This is a genomic window from Pseudobythopirellula maris, assembly GCF_007859945.1.
GTDB classification, from domain to species: domain Bacteria; phylum Planctomycetota; class Planctomycetia; order Pirellulales; family Lacipirellulaceae; genus Pseudobythopirellula; species Pseudobythopirellula maris.
Genome location: NZ_SJPQ01000001.1, coordinates 25,197 through 43,778 on the forward strand (window position 1 = coordinate 25,197; position 18,582 = coordinate 43,778).

The following is an 18,582-nucleotide window of genomic DNA, read 5'->3' on the forward strand; positions in this document are numbered from 1 at the left end:
TATATCGGCGGCTGACGAAATGTCGTTGCGTTCTTTTGGCTGCAAGAATTAGCGTAAGTGCTTATTCAAAAGGGGCTTGCAGATTGTTATGGAGTTTGGCGCCGGATCTGTATTAGGCGCGTGCGTTAGCGAGTGTGTCGCTCGCCGAACGACCTGCGTCAACCCAATCTAGGAGCCCCTGCCATGTCCCGCCTTCCTCAAGTCGCTACCGACCAAGCCACCAAGCAGCAAGCGGAGCTGTTCGAGCTGGTGAAGTCGAAGCTCGGCCGCGTGCCCAATTTGTTCCGTGCTCTCGCCAACTCGCCCGCCGCCTTGCGCGGCTACCTCGAGTTCTCCGGCGCGATCGGCGCGGGCGAAGGCCTCAGCGCCCAGCAGCGCGAGATTGTCGCCCTGACGGTGGGCGAGGCTAACGGCTGCGAGTACTGCCTCGCCGCGCACTCGACCATCGGCAAGATGGTCGGCCTCTCGCCCGAGGCGATCGAGGCGGCCCGTCAATCCGACGGGTTCGACGATGCGAGCCGCGCTGTCGCCCGGTTCGCCAAGTCGGTGCTCGAGTCGCGGGGCCGCGTGTCGGACGCCGAGCTCGATGCGTTCCGCGACGCCGGTTTCGGCGACGACGGCGTCGTTGAGGTCGTGGCGCACGTCGCCCTGAACGTGTACACGAACTTCTTCAACAACCTGGTCGAGACCGACGTCGATTTTCCGGCGGCCGCGCCGCTCGCAGCCGGGGCGAGTGACGAGGCCGCGTGCTCGACCGACTGCGGGTGCGCCGTCTGACATCGGCGTTTTCTGACCGCAGCGCCGTTTGGCCGTTGTGCCCCGCCCCGGCTCCCTCGCCGGGGCGGGGTATTTGCTTCGCCCTCTCCACAGGAGTTACCCCATGCCCCATCCAACCGACCTACGACCCCCCTTCGACCGGGATTCCGCCACGGCCAAAGTCCGCGCTGCCGAGGACGCGTGGAACTCATGTGACCCGCACCGCGTGTCGCTTGCCTACAGCGAAGACTCCACCTGGCGGAACCGCGACCAGTTCGTGCAAGGAAGGGAGGCGATCCGCGAGTTCCTCGCCGGAAAGTGGCAAACGGAACTCGACTACCGGCTGATGAAGGACCTCTGGTCGTTCGACGGCAACCGGATCGCCGTTCGTTTTCAGTACGAGTACCACACCGCGGGCGGCCAGTGGTGGCGGGCCTACGGCAACGAGCTGTGGGAGTTCGACGCCGAGGGGCTGATGCGTCGCCGCGAGGCCAGCATCAACGATCTCGCCATCACCGAGTCGGAGCGAAAGTTCCGCTGGCCGGCGGGCGGACCGCGCCCGGCCGAGCCGGCCGCGGTGCTGTGCATCGCCTAGATCGCACTACCGCTAGCCGTAGCGTTGTTTTCGCCATATCAACGTCGAATCACACCGCCACACACGCTACGCATCCGTGCGATTCGCACTAGTGCGAATCAATCGCCTCTACCTACTCAGCGGAGCTCGTCCAAAACTTGGCCCAAGAAAAGTTTGGCGTGACTTATCCGCCTTCGGCGGACTCCGCTGCGCTCCGCTAATCGACCTGATGGCAACGACTTAGAACAAAATCGCGAGTGGCCAAGAATCGCTGCTGCGCGCGCGGTCAAAAGCGATTGTCGAAATTAGGTGAAACGCCTGCTACAAAGATAATTGGGCGCAGCAGGGGGTCGTTTTCGAGCGGACCGGGCCGGCTGGAATGCGTTCTGACGGGATTTTCCGCCAGCCAGCCGCCCGCTATTGCAGTTTGATGCCCCTGTTCAGGCGCACTCGCCCGCCGCTTAGTTTTGAGAAAGATCTACGACGAGGGCGGAGAATCTATTCTTGGGCCATCTTCCCGCCGTCACCACTCCGCTGCGCGCGGCGTGGCCATCACGAGCTGGCTTAGAACGATGCGGCGATGAGTTCGCCAAAAAGCTTGCTCGTGGGCGCCGATTGGTGGGCCGTGAGACGACCGTCGCACGCGGCACAACCGGCTGCGGAGTTGCACAAACTGCTGGCGCGGCGGCTCTCGTTCTCGCGGGGCGTCGTACGTTTGACGAGTAAATAGCCAGGGTCTCTCCGTTCCGCCCTCGATCGCCCAAGCTCGCTGAGCCGATGCGCCGAGGTGGGGGTGGCCCGAGCTCACCGGCAAACCTCCCCCCCGTCCTGAGCCCTCGCCACAAATGATAGTCACCTCCAACGCCGCGGCGCCGGTTGGCCCGCTGGCCGACCTTGTCCACAACGCTCTCGAAACCAGCCCCTATCTCCCCAGCCGCTCGGTGCGGGTCGAAGAGGGCGAAGGCCGCGTGCGGCTGCACGGAGCGGTCCGCTCTTACTTCGAGAAGCAGATGGCCCAAGAGATCGTCGTCCGATTGGACGGCGTGGAGCGGGTTGAGAACCTGATCCAGGTCAACTGGGGCTGAGCGGCCGGCCCTCAGGCCTTCCCGCACCCTTCCCGCCGCTCGAGGCGAGCGGCAAGCCCTACGCGCGGTACGACCGGCGCCAGCCGACCCGTTGCGCCGGTGTAGCGGCGTGGCTGGGGATTCCTCCCTGCGGGCGGCGGCGGCTTGGGTTCGATACCGATAGTGAGGAGCCCTGTGCGCGGCGTATCGCCCGGAGATCGCTGTAGCCGGCCCACGCCCATCACCCACGAGGAGGGAACCCCGTGAAGAAACGTCTTATGCCGCAGCAGATATTGCAGCCAAGCCGCCGCGGCCTGACGGTCGGCATGCTGTTCTTAGGCGGCGCGTTCTTGTTTGCCGCCGATGCGCAAGCGGTGGGACGTTGGAATCTGCCGACTTCCTCTAACCAGTGGTGGGGATTCGGCTACGGGCCGGGCTACCACGCCCCGATGGTGCTGGGGCCGTCTTACAAAGCCAAGGTCGCCGGGCAAGGCGTCGAGCGGATGCAGACGCCGATGTCGCCACCGGCCCACGCCCCGAGCCGCGTTTTCTACGGCAACCAGAGCGGCTATGGCGGCGCGGCTGACTTCGGCCCGACGCTCGGCGTGATCGAGTCGCCGCCGGCCTACCACCAGGCGCCCGCGTACGGGCGGCCGCTGTCGTACGGTGTCGCTCCGCCACAAGCCGCGGCGACGCTCGCCGAGCCAGTCGCCACGCCGCCCGGCAACTGACCGCACGGCGTGGCAAGCCCGCTCGACGTAGGAAAAGGAGCTGCGGGTCAGTCCCGGATAGCACGAGCGGGCCTTTTGTCACCCATCTCCTTGCGGATCTCTTGGTGGATCTCCTTAGCGACCCACTCGGAGAGCTCTTCGATCAGCTCGATGGCCCCGAACCGCCCGCCTGATTCCATGACGGTCGCCGAGAGCCGCTGGACATTCTCAGGCGACAGGTCGCATGCGGCGTTTAGCAACACGAGGTCGTTGCCGTCGGCCACCACGGCAAACAACCCGCGGACGGCGCCCTCCTCACGTAGCAGAGAGATCTCGACCGAACTACCGCCATCGCGGACGCGGATGACCGAGTCCCACTCGGCGGCGTCGAGTTTCGTGGCGTAATGCTGTGACGCGATAGCCGGTAGTTCATCGGCCCCGCCGTCGTAGACCCGCACGCGGACCTCGTCGACCGAGTCGGCCACGACGGCGAGCAGCTGCTTGACGTCGCCGAGCGTCTCGGCGGCGAGCTGGCCGTCGCCGCCGGCTATCTCAGAGGCAAAGCCGGCTATAGCGGCATCGCCCAAGCCGATGAGGTCTTTGAGAAGGCCGCGGCTCAGGTCGACCTCGACCTTGGGCCGCTCACCGCCCGGATGATCGAAACCGACTGCTCCAGGGGGCGCCGCGACGGCGGGATTCAGTGAGAACAGGGCCAGGCAGGCGCCAAGGGCGAGGCGGCTCGCCGGCGGCGCGAGAAGAATGAAGCGGCTCATCGGATCGAATTCCCTTCGGGTTGCGGAGGGCGTCGCCAGGCTAGCCGTGAGTCAGGGCACGGTCCGAACGGTGACGCGGGGACACACCCAGGGCTTCGCGGCAGGCCGTACGCTCTTGGGAGGGAAGACGAGAAAACGTCTGAAAAGGCTCGCGGATCCACAGAGAGCCGAGCCAGGCGACCGATTACGAGCCTGGGGCCTTTAGGGGGGCTCGCTACGCGGCCGATGGGAAGCTGGATCTTCGCTGGTAGCAGCGCGGGTGCAAAATCGCGATGACTATCAACGCAAAAACCCCGCTTGGTCCGAAGACCGAGCGGGGTTTTTCGCATTTTCCTCGAAAGGAAAAATAAAACTGGCGATACCTACTTTCGCACTGGTAGGCACTATCATCGGCTCCAAAAGCTTAACTACTGTGTTCGGGATGGGAACAGGTGTTTCCTTTTGGATATGGTCGCCAGAAAGTCCCGTCGCGGCGGCGAAGCCGCAACGGGTCTGACTTGGTTTTAAGCAAGAGCGGCTGCGAGGAGACTTGCGTCTCTTCGCCACGCAATGTTGTTGAAGATTGTCCTCAGACGCACTTATGGGGCCTCGATCGTTTGGTTCCAGAGGAACCGAGGATACGAGAGCGTTTGATAAATGCGGCCAAGCGTTCGTCCGTTAGTACCGGTTAGCTGAACCCATTGCTGAGCTTACACATCCGGCCTATCAACCTGGTCGTCTTCCAGGGGACTTTCGGTCATTGACCAACGAAACCTAATCTTGAGGCGGGCTTCACGCTTAGATGCTTTCAGCGTTTATCCGTTCCGACCTTAGCTATCCTGCCGTGCCGCTAGCGCGACAACAGGAACACCAGAGGGTCGTCCTTCTAAATCCTCTCGTACTAAAGAAGAACCCTCGCAAGTTTCGTGCGCCCACAGTAGATAGGGACCGACCTGTCTCACGACGGTCTGAACCCAGCTCACGTACCACTTTCATTGGCGAACAGCCAAACCCTTGGGAGCTTCTTCACCCCCAGGATGTGATGAGCCGACATCGAGGTGCCAAACCGCTCCGCCGCTATGGACGCTCGGGAGCGATAAGCCTGTTATCCCCGGAGTACCTTTTATCTGTTGAGCGATGGCCCTTCCATTCGGGACCACCGGATCACTAAGCCCTACTTTCGTACCTGCTCGACTGACGAGTCTCGCAGTTTAGCACCCTTCTACCTTTACGCTCGATGCCTGATTGCCAACCAGGCTGAGGGTACCTATTGGGCTCCTCCGTTACTCTTTAGGAGGAGACCGCCCCAGTCAAACTGCCCAACTGACACTGTCCGCTGCCCGGATTCACGGGAATCAGCGTTAGAACTAAAGCATGCAAAGGGTGGTATTTCACCAACGGCTCCCTCCGAGCTGGCGCCCGGAGTTCGAAGCCTCCCACCTATCCTACACAGTACATACCACAGCCCAATATCAGCCTACAGTAAAGGTTCACGGGGTCTTTCCGTCTAGCTGCGGGAACGTGGCATCTTCACCACGACTACAATTTCACCGGGTCACTGGTTGAGACAGTATTCCTCTCGTTACGCCTTTCATGCAGGTCGGAACTTACCCGACAAGGAATTTCGCTACCTTAGGACCGTCATAGTTACGGCCGCCGTTTACTGGGGCTTCGGTCAGAAGCTTCGTAATGAAACTAACCTCTTACCTTAACCTACCAGCACCGGGCAGGCGTCAGTCTCTATACATCCACTTACGTGTTAGCAGAGACCTGTGTTTTTGATAAACAGTCGGAGGAATCGATTTACTGTGGCCCACTTGCGTGGGCGCCCCTTATCGCGAACTTACGGGGCCATTTTGCAGAGTTCCTTAACCAGTGTTCTCCCGAGCGCCTTAGACTACTCGTCTCGCCTACCTGTGTCAGTTTTAGTACGGTCAACCGTGCTTCAACCCTTAGGAGCTTTTCTTGGACGTCCTTCAGATGACATACCCAACGTATGCGGGGTTAGCCTTGCGGCCAGGGACATTTCTAATCGTCCCCTCACCATTCAAACGCCGTCCCTCCATCGGTCCACACGGCCGGCGCAGGAATATTAACCTGCTATCCATCGTCTACGCCTTTCGGCCTCGACTTAGGCACCGGCTAACCCTGGGCGGAATTACCTACCCCAGGAAACCTTAGGCTTTCGGCGGGCAGGATTCTCACCTGCCTTATCGTTACTCATTCCGGCATAATCACCTGTTGGCCCCGACACCGCTCCTTACGGTACGGCTTGTATCTGACCAACAGCGCTCTCCTACCAAACCGCCCGGAGGCGGATTCTACTGCTTCGGTGTGATGCTTACTCCCGTTCATTATGGGCGCAGAACTGCTCGACCAGTAAGCTGTTACGCACTTTTTAAATGATGGCTGCTTCTAAGCCAACATCCTGGCTGTCACTGCAATTCAACTTCCTTAGTGACTGAGCATCACTTGGGGACCTTAGCAGGTAATCTGGGTTGTTTCCCTCTCGACCGCGGAGCTTATCCCCCGCGGACTGACTCCCGAGATAGTTTTAACGGTATTCGGAGTTTGGCTCAGCAGGGTACCCCGCGAAGGGCCCCAAACCAAATCAGTATCTCTACCCCCGTTAAATAGTTGCTCGAGGCTAGCCCTAAAGCTATTTCGGAGAGAACGAGCTATCTCCAGGTTTGATTAGACTTTCACTCCTCCCCACAAGTCATCCCCTCAGTTTTCAACCTAAGTGGGTTCGGTCCTCCACGCGGTACAACCCGCGCTTCAACCTGCTCATGGGTAGATCACCTGGGTTCGCGTCTACCACCGTCGACAATTTCGCCCTATTAAGACTCGGTTTCCCTGAGGCTTCGGCCCGTAAGGCCTTAACCAAGCCGATGACGGTAACTCGCCGGATCATTATGCAAAAGGCACGCCGTCACCCATTTCCCGAAGGACATAGGGCTCCGACCGCTTGTAGGCGTATGGTTTCAGGTTCACATTCCTCCCCTAGCAGGGGTTCTTCTCACCTTTCAGTCGCCATACTGAGTTCACTATCGGTCATCAGGTAGTATTTAGCCTTACGGGATGGTCCCCGTGGATTCAGTCGGGGTTTCACGTGACCCGACCTACTCAGGTGCCGCTCGGGCGATTACGAAGGTTTCGCGTACGGGGCTGTCACCCGCTATGGCCCGGCTTTCCAACCGGTTCCGCTACCCAGTAATCTTCCCATGTGAACGGTCCTACAACCCCGTGAAGGAAACCTTCACGGTTTGGGCTATTTCCCTTTCGCTCGCCGCTACTGAGGAAATCGATTTTTCTTTCTCTTCCTGCGGTTACTTAGATGTTTCAGTTCACCGCGTTCGCTAGGGCATCCCGGGATCATCGTTTGTTTGTCAACTCCCCCGGGCATTTCGCAGACTTCCACGCCCATCATCGCCTCCTGATGCCAAGACATCCCCCATACGCCCTTAATAGCTTGGCCACATTTATCGAACGCTCTCGAAAGAAGTTCCTTCGAAGGACGCCGACGTCTGTTGTTAGCTATTTACCACCGCTTGATCTTTGGTCCGAACCTGACGAATCAGGCTTGGGTTGGCGAATCAAGCAGCGGTGAGTAACGCATTTATTAAACGTTCGCTGCACGGATGTCGCTCGGCTCGGGGTACCCGCCTTGCGGTGGGTCGCCTTTGCTTTGCTAAGCCGTGACAGCAAGCTTGTCTAAAGACAATCTTCTTTGAATACAGGGCGGTCATTTGTCTAGCCGGACCTCGTTGCCGAGATTCGAGTCGAGCAAATGGCTACCCCAAACAAAGGAGCTTGGGTGGGAACGCCGCGAGAACGCACGCTGCAAAACGTGCGGTGCGACGTCCCATTTTAAGATGCCACTCTTGCTTAAACCAAGTTGTCAAAGATCGCCTGAGGGTCTCGCCAAGTGGCTCGAACTCCCAGGCATACCGGCCACATCCTGCCGGCTTGCCGCTTCCCTTTGGTTGCTTCCACGGTGGAAGCTTCCTGGAGGGCCGCGTTGGTCGGAGCGGAAATTAATCCGCCGCGACCGACGTCTCCCTGCCAGAGCCATCGTCTCTGGGGTAGCCCTAGATCTTAGCGGCCGTCAGGCAGCTTGCCAAGGGGGTTCGTGGCTTTTCTTGGCTTTCTTTTTTGGCGGTGTTTGGGAGGCCGTTAGGCCGCCAATCACCGCTTCGCAAGACGCTTCGAAACGCACACGGATCTCTCGGTTCGGCAGAGGCCGGGGGTGAAGAACGCCACGTGTTGTGGCTCGCCATCCCTAGCGTGTCGGCGACTTGAAGCACGTTGTGCTCGCGGTCGTCAGTTCCTTACCGAGAGGGTCATTCCAGTTCGCAAGTTGCTTAGCAACACGCTGCGAACTGTCTTGATCGGCTGGATTCTATGCGAACTTGAGCAGACCACAAGGGGGCGCCGAGAGAAATTTCTAGATCGCTTGTCAGCGTCGGTTCGCGACCGTTGTAAGCCGCCTCCGCTGCGCCTGTCACACACGGCCGGTTTGCCCTGCCGAAGTGAGAGAAGCGACCCTACTTTATAGGGCGATTGCTCGTGAGTCCGTCGTCCCACAAGCGCCCGACGCGCAGAGCGAGGAAGCCAGTAAACGCAGCGATCACGAGTTGGGCGAGCAGCCCGAAGGCGAGCCTTGATTGATGCGAGTGAGGCATCAGCGGGATGGGCCAACGCATGGTGCGCAGGTCGCCGAAGGCTTCGCCGCCCAGCAGCAAAGGCGCCAATGCTGCGACGCAGAACAGCTTGGTGCGTCGGTCGCCGCAAAAGACGCCGGCAATCAACACGGCGCGAACGCCCTGCTCTGCCGTGGCGATAACTGTCACGGCAATCCAAGGGGGGGCCACGAACACGACTACGGTGGCCAGAGCCACGGCGGTCATCGTGATCAGCAGCCCACGCGTGCTGAAGCGAAAGCGTGCGGCCCCTGGCGGTGAGGCTTGCGGCTCGGGGGGCGTGGGCATGGCGGTGTCCGGAGGGCGGTAGTGACGGCGGGGCTGCCGCTATTCTACTCGCCGCGTTCCAGAGACGCCTGCCTGGCTGTGGTTGCCGGTCTCGCCGCGTTTTCGCACAACGCCCTAACGGACAGATCTCAGGTGGTGATCGCCATCTCGCCGTGCGAGTGCGTGAGGGACTTCTCGGTGCGGGCGAGAAGCGTGAACGGCGTGTCGTGATCCTCTAAGCAGGTGATCGAGATGTTGGTCTCGAGTTTCAGCTCGCCGTCGCCAAGCGGGATAGAGCATTTCGAGAGCGCCTCGGCGATGCGCTGGCCGGCGAGGCGGGCTTCGGCCTCGCTGGAGCCGGTGAGCATCGCCGCGAATTGCCCCTCTTGGAGCTTTGCTAGGAAGCTCCCGTTTTCGAATGCCCCGGTGAGGAACTGGGCGACCGAGTCGAGTGTGAGGCGGGCGATGGCGGTCCCGTATTCGTTGCTCAGCTCCTTGTAATCCCGCAATTCGACGCCGACCATCGAGAGCGGTTGGTCTTTCTTGAGCGCCGAGGGCACGCAGCGGCGGAGCTCTTCGGCGAGCATGGTGCGGTTGGGCAGTTTGTCGAGCACCGTGGTGGGCGCCTTGGGGATGTCCTCTTCGGCGGCGGGTTTTTTGCCGCTCTCGGGCTGCTTGATTCCCGGAGTGACGGGCGCGCACTGCGACTTGTCGTGGATGTGGGTGGCGTTGCGGCCGGCTGACTTGGACGCGTACAGCGCTTCGTCTGCGCGGCGTATGATGCGGCAGGTGTCGTCGGCGTCGCAAGCTTGCGCGACGCCCAGGCTCATTGTTACGCTGAGGGCTTTGCCCTCGAACGTGATCGAGAGCTTCTCGATCGACGTGCGGATGCGTTCGGCCAGCTTGCAGGCGTCGCGTCCGGCCGTGGCGGGCATGACCACGGCGAACTCTTCGCCGCCATAGCGGCAGGCCACGTCCATCTCGCGGGCGCAGGCCTCGATGGTCGCCGCCACCTTGCGGAGCACCTCGTCGCCGGCCTGGTGGCCGTGGGTGTCGTTGAATCGCTTGAAGTGGTCGACGTCCATGATCAGCAGCGAGAAGGGGGTCGACTTGCGCTGCCACTCGGCCATCCGACGGCCCAATTCGTCGTCGAAGGCGCGGCGGTTGTTGATCTTGGTGAGCGAGTCGGTGCGGGCTTCCGATTCGTGGATGGCGATCTCAGCGGCCTGGGCCTGGATCTGCTGCTCCGCCTTCTCGAGCCGTTCCTGCAGCTGCGAATTCGCTTCGGCGATTTGTTCCACCACGCCAACCACGGCCTCGACCGAGGCGTCGTCTTGGCCGGTGCGCATCGCGTCGAGTCCCGCGCTGATGCGCGACATGCTGTCGCTGTGCTCGCCGACGTCGGTGACGATCGACGTGGCCAAGTCGCACAACCGCTGCGAGGCGAGGATGGTTCGCTCGATGCCGATCTTCGCTTCTTGCTCTTCGCTGTCGAGATCGCCCGACTGCTTTCTATCGGCGTTGTTATCGCGACCCGAGAAGAACCATCCCCCCGCCGCGAAGCCTATCGCCAGCGCGATCGAAGCAAACAGCAGGTTGATCAGCAGCAGGGCGCCTGTGGCGTGGGGAGCAATGTCCATTTTGTTCTGCTTCGAACCAGCGGAGAGTGTATGAGCGTGGGGATACTTCAGTCGGTGTGAGCTGCGTCAACGATCCACGCCTAGTCAGTGGGCGATCAGTTCGGAGCTGCGACACGCGGAAACATAGGTCGTCGAGGAGGGGAGTCAAAGCAAACTCCCCCCATATGGGCCAGTCGGTAGCGGGATTAGGGGCAATACGCTGTTCTCTCGTGACCAAAGCTGTTTCCGGGGATGTGGCTAGCCGTGAAAGGGTAAGCAGATAGGGAGGTAATGCCGGTCATCGGGGGCTTGCCTCACCTGTTGAGGCCCCAGGTCTGTGGTTTTCCGAGTCCTGAGCATTTGCCGAGGGCGCCTGCGGGGTGCTGCACTAAGTTTTCAGCGTTCTAGGGTTTCAGCGTCCCGGGAGACGATATGTCGAGCCCACAGCAATCCGACCTCGGCCAGCCGCCATCGCCCCCCGGCGCAGCTTCCAGTCGATTTGAGGCTGTGGAACCGCGTTTACGTCGCGCAGCGGAGGGACTGGGTGACGGGCTATGGGATTGGGACGTCGAGACGGACGAGGTTTGGTACTCGTCTGGCTTTTCACGCCTGCTCGGCTGCGAGCCCGGGCTCATGCCGCCCAAGTTTTCAGCCTGGAGTTCGCGGTTGCACCCGGCCGATGCCGAGGCGTCTTTTTTGCTGATCGATCAGCACGTAAGCGACGCGACGGCGTTTGACCTGCGAGTCCGCCTGCGTCTGGAGAGTGGTGAATACCGCTGGTTTCGGCTGCGTGGGCTCCCTGTCGCAGACAGCGCGGGGTCCGTCCGTTTCGTTTCGGGGGGGCTAACGGACTTGCAGGAGCAGACGCTTTTAGAGCGTCGGCTGGAGGACAGCGAGCGGCGGTTTCTGCAGCGTCAGCGGATGGACGCGATCGACTCGCTCGCCGGTGGGATCGCCCACGAATTCAACAACGTGCTGCAGGCCGTCCGGGGTTATGTGGCGTTCGCCATGGAGGAGGTCGAGCCCGGCACGCAGCCGCACCTGGATCTCGAGCAGTCCCTCGTCGCAACCGACCGGGCCGCCGCATTGACCCGCAAGCTGTTGGCTTACACCCGAGAGCCGGAGTTTCTTGGGCGGAGCTTCGATGTCGGCGACGTGCTCAACGAATTGCTCGACCTGCTGAGGCCGGTCATCGGCGAGAACATCGATCTGCGGACCAGGTGGCCCTCGCAAGAGCTGCCTGTTGTTGGCGAGCAGGTCGCTTTGCGGCAAGCGTTGCTGAACCTGTGCGTCAACGCACGAGACTCCATGCCCGAGGGCGGCGAGCTCCTGGTTCGCGCCGAGCCGTTCAGGGTCTACGAAACCCGCACCGACACCGCCGCCGAGCTTCCGGCGGGCGAGTACTGTCGGATCTGGGTGACCGATTCGGGCGTCGGCGTGCCGCGGGAACTACGCGATTCGATCTTCGACCCCTTCTTCACCACCAAGAAGGTCGGGCACGGGGCGGGGCTCGGGCTTGCGGTAGTGCGCGGGGTCGTGGATCGCTTCGGCGGGGCGATTCATGTGCATTCCGAGCCGGGCGTGGGCGCTTCTTTTTGTTTGATACTTCCCGTTCATAAGGGGCAAGCGATGAACGACCCTTGCGTCGCAGCGGCAGGGTTGAGCGGCACGGTCTTGTGGATCGAAGACGAGCCCCTGGTGCGTGAGGTTGGCCGCAGGATGCTCGAAGCGGCCGGTCTCGACGTGATCGCCGTCAGGGACGGCGAAGCCGGGCTCGAGGCCTTGGCCGACCACGCCAACGAGATCGATCTGGTGGTTTCCGACGTCGTTCTGCCGGGCGTCAGCGGGGCCCGGCTGCTCGAGGAAACGCGTCGTATTCGGCACGGTCTCCCCTTTGTCTTCTGCACCGGCTACGACCCGATGTCGGCGCATGGCCGCAAGTTGCTCGATCTAGGCGCCGAGGTGATCGCCAAGCCATTTGACCGCGACGCCTTGCTGGAGGTGGTGGCCGCGCAGCTGCCAGCGAGGGCGGCCGTCGCGATCGACTGATCGCACGGACAGGCGCAATTCGGTAAACACAGCTTGATTTAGCCTTGGGCGACGTATGTTTGCCTATGGGGTTAACTCGCAGAACTCTTGTTGTCGACGACGAACCGCAGGTTCGTGAGCTGACGTCGCGCGCGCTCAGCAGGTGCGGCTTTGTGTGCGATCAGGCGGAAGACGGGCAGCAAGCGCTCGAGATGTTCGACGCACGCCCCTACGACGCGGTGGTGACCGACCTGCGGATGCCCCGCCTCCATGGCCACGCCTTGTGCATGGAGCTGCTCGATCGCCCCCGGCGTCCAAAGATCTTGGTGCTCACCGCGTTGGCCGAAGCCCGTTTGGTCCACGACATGATGAGCCGGGGCGTGGACGACGTTTTCCACAAGCCGGTGCGCTACGACGTCTTGGCGATGAAGCTCGCGGCGATGTTCGACCGCGAAAACGCCGGCTACAGGCCGGGCGCCGACGGCGAGGACGAATTCCTGGCCGCTTTGCGCAAGGTCGAGCTGTCGTTGCTCGAACTGAGCGACTTCTTCCAGGACCGTCTTGAGCCGGCGTTCAGCAACGCCGACGATCTATCCGATCCCCCGGCCGCGGTGAAGTCGTTCATCGATCGGCTCCGCGAGGCCGACGAAGAAAGCGACGGCAAGCTGCTCGTTCCGAGCGACACGGGCCATACCCGGCACCTGGAGCGGGTCGCCTGCTACACGACCGCGGTCGCCGTGCCGGTCTCGCGCAACTTTGTGCCGTGCGACGAGGCCTTCAAGGTCGCCGTGCGCGACGTTTCCGAAGGCGGCGTCCGGTTGCTGCACACCCGGGTGACCAACGCCGAGTTCCTGGCGCTCAGCTGGGAGGCCACCGCGGTGCTCTCCAAGCAGATCCGGGTCGTGGCGAAGGTCACTCGCTGCCGGCCGCTCAGCCCGTTCTACGACCTTGGCGGCCAGTTCGTCACGACCGAGTGATCATGCTGTGGTTCAGACGATCGCCAGCTCGGGCGTGACGGTCACCACCACGCACTTGAAGGCCGGGGTCTTGCTCGACGGGTCGACCCCGCGGCCCACCAGGGCGTTCGCCTCGGGATAATACATCGCCCCGTTGCCGGGGCGGATCTCCTCGAACGGGTGGACCCGCACCGCCCCCAGTGCTCCCGCCGGCCCGCGAACCGTCACCCGGTCCCCACCCTTGAGCCCCAGCCGCTCGATGTCCTGTGGGTGGAGCAGCACCACGTCGCGGCTCGGCACGTTGCGGTACAGGTCGTGCTCCTCGTAAACGACCGTGTTGAACTGCCCCTCGCTGCGGATCGTCATCAGCCGGATCTCTCCGTCGCCCCGCCCCGCCAATTCGGGCAACGCGTGCGTGTGCAGTTGCGCCTTGCCGGTTGCGGTGGCGAATCGCGGCTCGTGGAACGTGCGGCCGGCGATCTGGAACTCCTGCTTCGTGCGACCGATCTCGGCGATCCGCTCGTAGCCCGGCACGATCGCGGCGATCGCCTCGCGGATGCGGCCCGTGTCGCGCATCGAGGCCCAGTCGATCGGCGCCGCATCGCCCTTGGGGCGATCGCGAAGAGCCGCCTCGGCGATCTGTGCGATGACCTCCACCTCACTCCGCGGCCCCTCGAGACGCCGCGGGCCGCCGTCGCTCAGTCGCACGAAGTTGAACATCGACTCCTGGGTGGTCGCCTGCGGCTCCTCGTCGCGGGCCAGCACCGGCAAGATGATGGTTTCCCGCGCCGTGCCGTGGGCGTGGCCTGTGTTGAGCGTGGTGCTCAGGTAGACCGCCGTGTCGAGGTTCTGCAGCGCTTTGGCCGCGTAGGCCGAGTCGGGGTTCGACCCATAGAGGTTGCCCCCCAGGCAGAAGCCCATCTTCAGCTCCCCCGCCGCGGCGCCCTCGATGCACGCCATCGTGTCACGTCCCTCGGTCGTCGGGAGCTCAAGGCCAAAGTGGCTCTCGAGACGCTCGAACACGGCCTCTTTGAGCCGCGGCGTCACGCCCACCGATCCGATTCCCTGCACGTTCGAGTGGCCACGGATCGGCATCAAGCCGGCGCCCGGCTTGCCCACCATGCCGCGCATCAGCGCCAGGTTGGCGATCGCCTGCACGTTCTCTACGCCGTGCGCGTGGTGCGTAATGCCCATGGTCCAGGCGAACACCACCCGTTTGGCCCGCGCGTAGCGGTCGGCCATCTCGTCGATCGCCGAGCGTTCCGCGCCGCTGCGCGAAAGGATTTCCTCCCACGTGGTGGCGCTGAGGCGGTCGCGCAGCTCCGGCCAGCCCTTGCAGTTCTCGCCGAGGAACGCCTCGGCGTGCTCGCCCCGCTCGAGAAGCCGCTTGGCCACACCGGTGAGCAGCGCCAGGTCGCCGCCGATGTGGGGCCGCACGTACTGGCTGGCGATCTTGGAGCCAAACAGCAAGCTCCGCGGATCGCTCGGCACGCTGAAGTTCACGAGCCCCGTCTCACGGATCGTGTTCACCACGATCACGTCGCCCCCGCGGCGGCGGAGGTCTTTGAGCGTCGTCATCAGCCGCGGGTGGTTGCTCGCCGGGTTGCCGCCGATGAGAAAGATGAGGTCGCTACTGTCGAGGTCTTCGAGCGTGATCGTCGCGGTGCCGCTGCCGGTGACGCTCGTGAGCCCCACGCCGCTCGCTTGGTGGCAGTAGTAGCTGCAATTGTTCACGTTGTTCGTGCCGTAGACGCGGGCGAACAGTTGCAGCAAGAAGCCCGCCTCGTTGCCGCTGCGACCGCTGAAGTACCAGAACGACTCGTCGGGCGCCGTGGCTCGCAGCTTCGCCGCGATCCGCTCGTACGCTTCGTCCCACGAGATCGGCCGGTAATGCCCGCCGCCCCCCTGCCCTGTTTCATCCCGCCCTGCCTCCCCCTGACCCGCTTCGTACACGACGGGGTTGACCAACCGTCCGCAGTTCTCCAGATCGCGTGGCGAGAGCCCCCGCAACTGCTCGACGGAGTAGCTGCGCCAGAACTCCGGGGTGATGGCGCCCTGCATGTCGGCGACCATCGCCTGCATCGACTTCTTGCAGACCTCGGGCCAGCGGCCCGCCTCGTTGACCATGCCGCCCCGCTGGCCCCCCATGCCGAGCGCGCAGGTCTTGCAGGCGTTGCGGCTGCGCATCGCCTGGAAGAACCGCCACATCCCACCCGCCTGGCGGGCCTTCTTGAGCGAGTAGCGGATCGCGGGCCAGCCGCCGCCGGTCGTGACTTTGCGCATAGGGGTTCCGGTAGGGGGGGCTCAGAGGAGACGCCCCCCATTCTAAGGGCGTGGCGCCTAGATCGACAGCTCGGAGCGGACACGCACGAAACGCTTGCCGCCGATCATCGCTACAGCAAGGCTGCCCAGCAGGAGCACGACGCCGAGCAGCCAGCCCGCTTCGTCGGTAGGGCCTGCGAACTTGATGAGCGTCGCGCCCGAAGCGGCCAGCATGATCGCCGTCCGCAGGTAGGCGAGCAAAGTCCGCTCGTTCGCGAGCCGGGTCCGTTCCACCGCCAGGTGGTCACGGAGCGTCGCATTCTCGCTGGGGGCATTGCTCACGCGGCTTTTCTCAAGGGGAGAGTCTCGGTCGACGGGGCCTGGTCGCCGTCATCTTGGTCGCCCGTCTCGTCGGCCGCAAAGAAGCAATTCTTCTTGGCGCCGGTGTCGAAATCGAAACCGAACGTCTCGAGGTCCGCCTCGTACCAGTCGGCGACGATCTGAAGCGTGCGCGGCGTGTAGAAGTCTTGGTACGGCTTCAGCTTGCCGGTGGTGATGTTCCTTGGCTGAAGGTCTTCGTCGAGCCCGAAATACCGCCGAGCCTCGCCGCCGAGCGTCTCTTGTCGCAGCACGTCGGCGGCCATATCGCCCGAATCATCGACGAGGTAGTCGACCTGGGGGTACCAGCCGCGGATCGCGCGGTGCCAGTAAAGATCGCGGTTGCCAAACTCGTGCCGCTCTTCGAGGAACGCCTCGAACGAACCGGCTGCGTAGTTCTGGCGTGTCTTCTGATTGCGCATCGCCATCCGCGCAAAGCGGTACCGCGAGACGACCCGTGCCCAGGGGTTGCGGACCACGGCCACCGGCCGCAAGCGGCGGCGGACCGACGGCGCCACGTCGCGCAGGCGGGCGTGGTGCAGGCCGTGGTGCTCTCCGGCGGCGTCCATGGTGCGGCGGAGCCGTTGGTAGTAACCGCGGCAGCGGTAGAACCCTGGCTCACACGCCACGAGGCGCCCACGCAGCAGGGGCGATTTGCGGATCGCCACCCCGGCGTTCTTGGGGATATGGATAAACAGCCGCCGGGCCCGGCCGGTGGCGTAGTGCAGGTAAGCGGCGTAGCGAGTCAGCGAGGCCATTCGCGCGACGGGCGGGGGTGATAGCTTAGACGTGAGCGGTGTGACGCAGCTAATAGGCAAGATCGGCAATCAACGCTAGCTCAATCCACCCGTCTTGGCCCTACCGACGCATTCTTGCCACGCTCTCGATCACGCTACCTCCAGCCGCAGGGCGCGCCATTCGGCCGATCGACGCAGAATCACGCCGTCGCGCACGCTACAGAGCCGTGCGATAGCACTAGAGCGGTTTGCTCATTGGTGTAGACGCTCGGCTCGCGATCGGCGTCATGGCTTCGTCAGCCTGCATCGACAATGCACCGCATTGCCTGCTTCGGCTTCCTCGCCACGCCGCCAATCGCTTCCCCGCTCGTCTACACCAATTCGAATACCGCTCTAGCCTTGCTGTTGCCCGAAGCGGCTGCGGCGCTCCTCCAGGTCTTTCAGATCTGCCTCGGTGAGCCCCGCCGAGCGAGCCCCTTCGAGCACCAAGTCGGCTTGCCGAGCGATCGCGACGCGGTCGCCTTGCCGCACAACCGACCGATCGATCGCCTCCAAGGCCTCCAGCAGCCTCAGGCTAACCGACACCACGGACACGCTGTTTTGGCGGATCTGGTCGAACGCCGCCGAGAGGATCGTGTCGAACCGGCGCGGCCGGGCCACCACCCGCGGCTCGCCGTCGTCGTCGGCCCGCACGCCCGACGGGAGCTTGCGCCGCGCCAGCCGTCGCAGCACCCCGCCGAGCCTGTCGACGCAGGTGATCGCCGTGAACGGGTCGTTCACGCCCGGCGAGAGCGCTCGCACCGCCACCTCGACCAGTTCGTTGACCGCGCACTCCACGTCTTGCTGGGTGGTCCGTTGGTTGCCTAGCAGGAACGAGCCGTGCAGCCGCTGGAGGTCGTCTTCTTTGAGCCGATCGGCCGGCATCGACTCGAGCAGCACCTCCTCGCTGCGGACAAAATCGCCCGGCCGGGCCCGCAGCCGCAGGCAGACATCGCGGCGCTTGGCCACGGTCATCAAGCCATCCATGTCGATCGCCTGCAGGTAGCCGTCTTTGTCGAACGTCACGGTGTCGATCTCCGCCTCGTCGAAGGTCTCCCACTCCCGCCGCCACGCCTCTTGCTCGTGCCGCTCCTCGTCCTTGTCACGGTCCTCGGCCCGCTGACGCTTGGGGTCCTTTTGGTCTTCGTCGCAGTCGTCGCTGGCCTCGTCGCCGATCGACTCAGGGAACAGCCGATCGACCGCCGCGTCGAGGTCGTGCGCCACGTCCGACGCCACGTTGTGCGACTGCATCGAGTGGGCCACGCGGTGGATGAAGTAGACGATCATCAGCAGCGTGGCGAGGCTCAGCAGGCTGGCGAGCAGCACCGACATCTGCGGCACGAACGCTGTGCCTTCGTACTTGTCGACCCACCTGAGCAGCAGCAGGCAGTAGACGCTCGTCCCCAGGCAAACGCCGATGGTCGCCTGGGTGACCGACTGCCCGAGGAAGTTCCTCAGCAGCCGCGGGCCGAGTTGGGCGGAGGTGATCGAGATCGCCACGACCGTCGTCGAGCAGACGACGCCGGTGATGGTGATCATCGCCCCGCACAAGGCGGCGAGCGTCGCCCGGGCGGTGGTGGGCGTGGTCTCGAGCGACGCCGGTACCCAGTCGCCCCACTCCCGGTCGGCCATCGGCCCCAGGACCGCCAACGCCGCCCCGGCAAGCAACATCATGGTGGGCAAGAACCAGAAGCCCGACGTGGCTGCCAGCCACAGGTTGGCGATCCAGGTGCGCAT

At 63.3% G+C, this 18,582-nt stretch carries 13 protein-coding genes and 2 rRNA genes; 6 read left to right on the plus strand and 9 right to left on the minus strand.

Features of this window, described 5'->3' with window-relative positions; genetic code table 11:
• Positions 1 to 183 precede the first annotated feature (183 nt).
• From Mal64_RS00115 to Mal64_RS00130, 4 genes are all read left to right on the plus strand, one after another.
• On the plus strand, positions 184 to 777 hold the full coding sequence (locus tag Mal64_RS00115; protein ID WP_146395474.1) for a carboxymuconolactone decarboxylase family protein: 594 nt from the start codon (positions 184 to 186) through the stop codon (positions 775 to 777).
• 103 nt (positions 778 to 880) lie between these two features.
• Positions 881 to 1,351: a nuclear transport factor 2 family protein gene (locus Mal64_RS00120; protein ID WP_146395476.1), complete on the plus strand. Its 471-nt coding sequence runs from the start codon at positions 881 to 883 to the stop codon at positions 1,349 to 1,351.
• 824 nt (positions 1,352 to 2,175) lie between these two features.
• Positions 2,176 to 2,415, plus strand: coding sequence for a BON domain-containing protein (locus tag Mal64_RS00125; RefSeq protein WP_146395478.1), 240 nt, complete (start codon positions 2,176 to 2,178; stop codon positions 2,413 to 2,415).
• A gap of 242 nt (positions 2,416 to 2,657) precedes the next feature.
• Positions 2,658 to 3,125: a hypothetical protein gene (locus tag Mal64_RS00130; protein WP_146395480.1), complete on the plus strand. Its 468-nt coding sequence runs from the start codon at positions 2,658 to 2,660 to the stop codon at positions 3,123 to 3,125.
• 47 nt (positions 3,126 to 3,172) lie between these two features.
• Here the strand turns inward: Mal64_RS00130 and Mal64_RS00135 are convergent, their stop codons facing one another.
• The 5 genes from Mal64_RS00135 to Mal64_RS00155 form a co-directional block, all read right to left on the minus strand.
• On the minus strand, positions 3,173 to 3,877 hold the full coding sequence (locus Mal64_RS00135) for a DUF4252 domain-containing protein (RefSeq protein WP_146395482.1): 705 nt from the start codon (positions 3,875 to 3,877) through the stop codon (positions 3,173 to 3,175).
• Positions 3,878 to 4,227: 350 nt separating this feature from the next.
• A 5S ribosomal RNA gene (gene rrf, locus Mal64_RS00140) occupies positions 4,228 to 4,336 on the minus strand.
• 179 nt (positions 4,337 to 4,515) lie between these two features.
• Positions 4,516 to 7,334: ribosomal RNA gene (locus tag Mal64_RS00145) — 23S ribosomal RNA — on the minus strand.
• 1,069 nt (positions 7,335 to 8,403) lie between these two features.
• Positions 8,404 to 8,847 (minus strand): hypothetical protein, encoded by a 444-nt coding sequence (locus tag Mal64_RS00150; protein ID WP_146395484.1) that lies wholly within the window; start codon positions 8,845 to 8,847, stop codon positions 8,404 to 8,406.
• 128 nt (positions 8,848 to 8,975) lie between these two features.
• Entirely contained in the window at positions 8,976 to 10,466 is a 1,491-nt protein-coding gene (locus Mal64_RS00155) for a GGDEF domain-containing protein (protein ID WP_146395486.1), read from the minus strand.
• Between the two features lie 411 nt (positions 10,467 to 10,877).
• Between Mal64_RS00155 and Mal64_RS00160 the strand changes: the two genes are divergently transcribed.
• Both Mal64_RS00160 and Mal64_RS00165 read left to right on the plus strand, forming a co-directional pair.
• Positions 10,878 to 12,494: a hybrid sensor histidine kinase/response regulator gene (locus tag Mal64_RS00160; RefSeq protein WP_146395488.1), complete on the plus strand. Its 1,617-nt coding sequence runs from the start codon at positions 10,878 to 10,880 to the stop codon at positions 12,492 to 12,494.
• Positions 12,495 to 12,559: 65 nt separating this feature from the next.
• Entirely contained in the window at positions 12,560 to 13,450 is an 891-nt protein-coding gene (locus Mal64_RS00165) for a response regulator (protein WP_146395490.1), read from the plus strand.
• Between the two features lie 12 nt (positions 13,451 to 13,462).
• Here the strand turns inward: Mal64_RS00165 and Mal64_RS00170 are convergent, their stop codons facing one another.
• The 4 genes from Mal64_RS00170 to Mal64_RS00185 form a co-directional block, all read right to left on the minus strand.
• The gene (locus tag Mal64_RS00170; RefSeq protein ID WP_146395492.1) at positions 13,463 to 15,712 is read right to left on the minus strand and encodes an FdhF/YdeP family oxidoreductase; all 2,250 of its coding nucleotides are present in this window, start codon (positions 15,710 to 15,712) and stop codon (positions 13,463 to 13,465) included.
• 57 nt (positions 15,713 to 15,769) lie between these two features.
• Positions 15,770 to 16,033, minus strand: coding sequence for a DUF202 domain-containing protein (locus tag Mal64_RS00175; RefSeq protein ID WP_146395494.1), 264 nt, complete (start codon positions 16,031 to 16,033; stop codon positions 15,770 to 15,772).
• The gene (locus Mal64_RS00180) at positions 16,030 to 16,827 is read right to left on the minus strand and encodes a sulfotransferase domain-containing protein (RefSeq protein ID WP_146395496.1); all 798 of its coding nucleotides are present in this window, start codon (positions 16,825 to 16,827) and stop codon (positions 16,030 to 16,032) included. The genes Mal64_RS00175 and Mal64_RS00180 overlap by 4 nt, the downstream gene beginning before the upstream one ends.
• Before the next feature lie 372 nt (positions 16,828 to 17,199).
• Positions 17,200 to 18,582, minus strand: coding sequence for a DUF2254 domain-containing protein (locus tag Mal64_RS00185; RefSeq protein WP_146395498.1), 1,383 nt, complete (start codon positions 18,580 to 18,582; stop codon positions 17,200 to 17,202).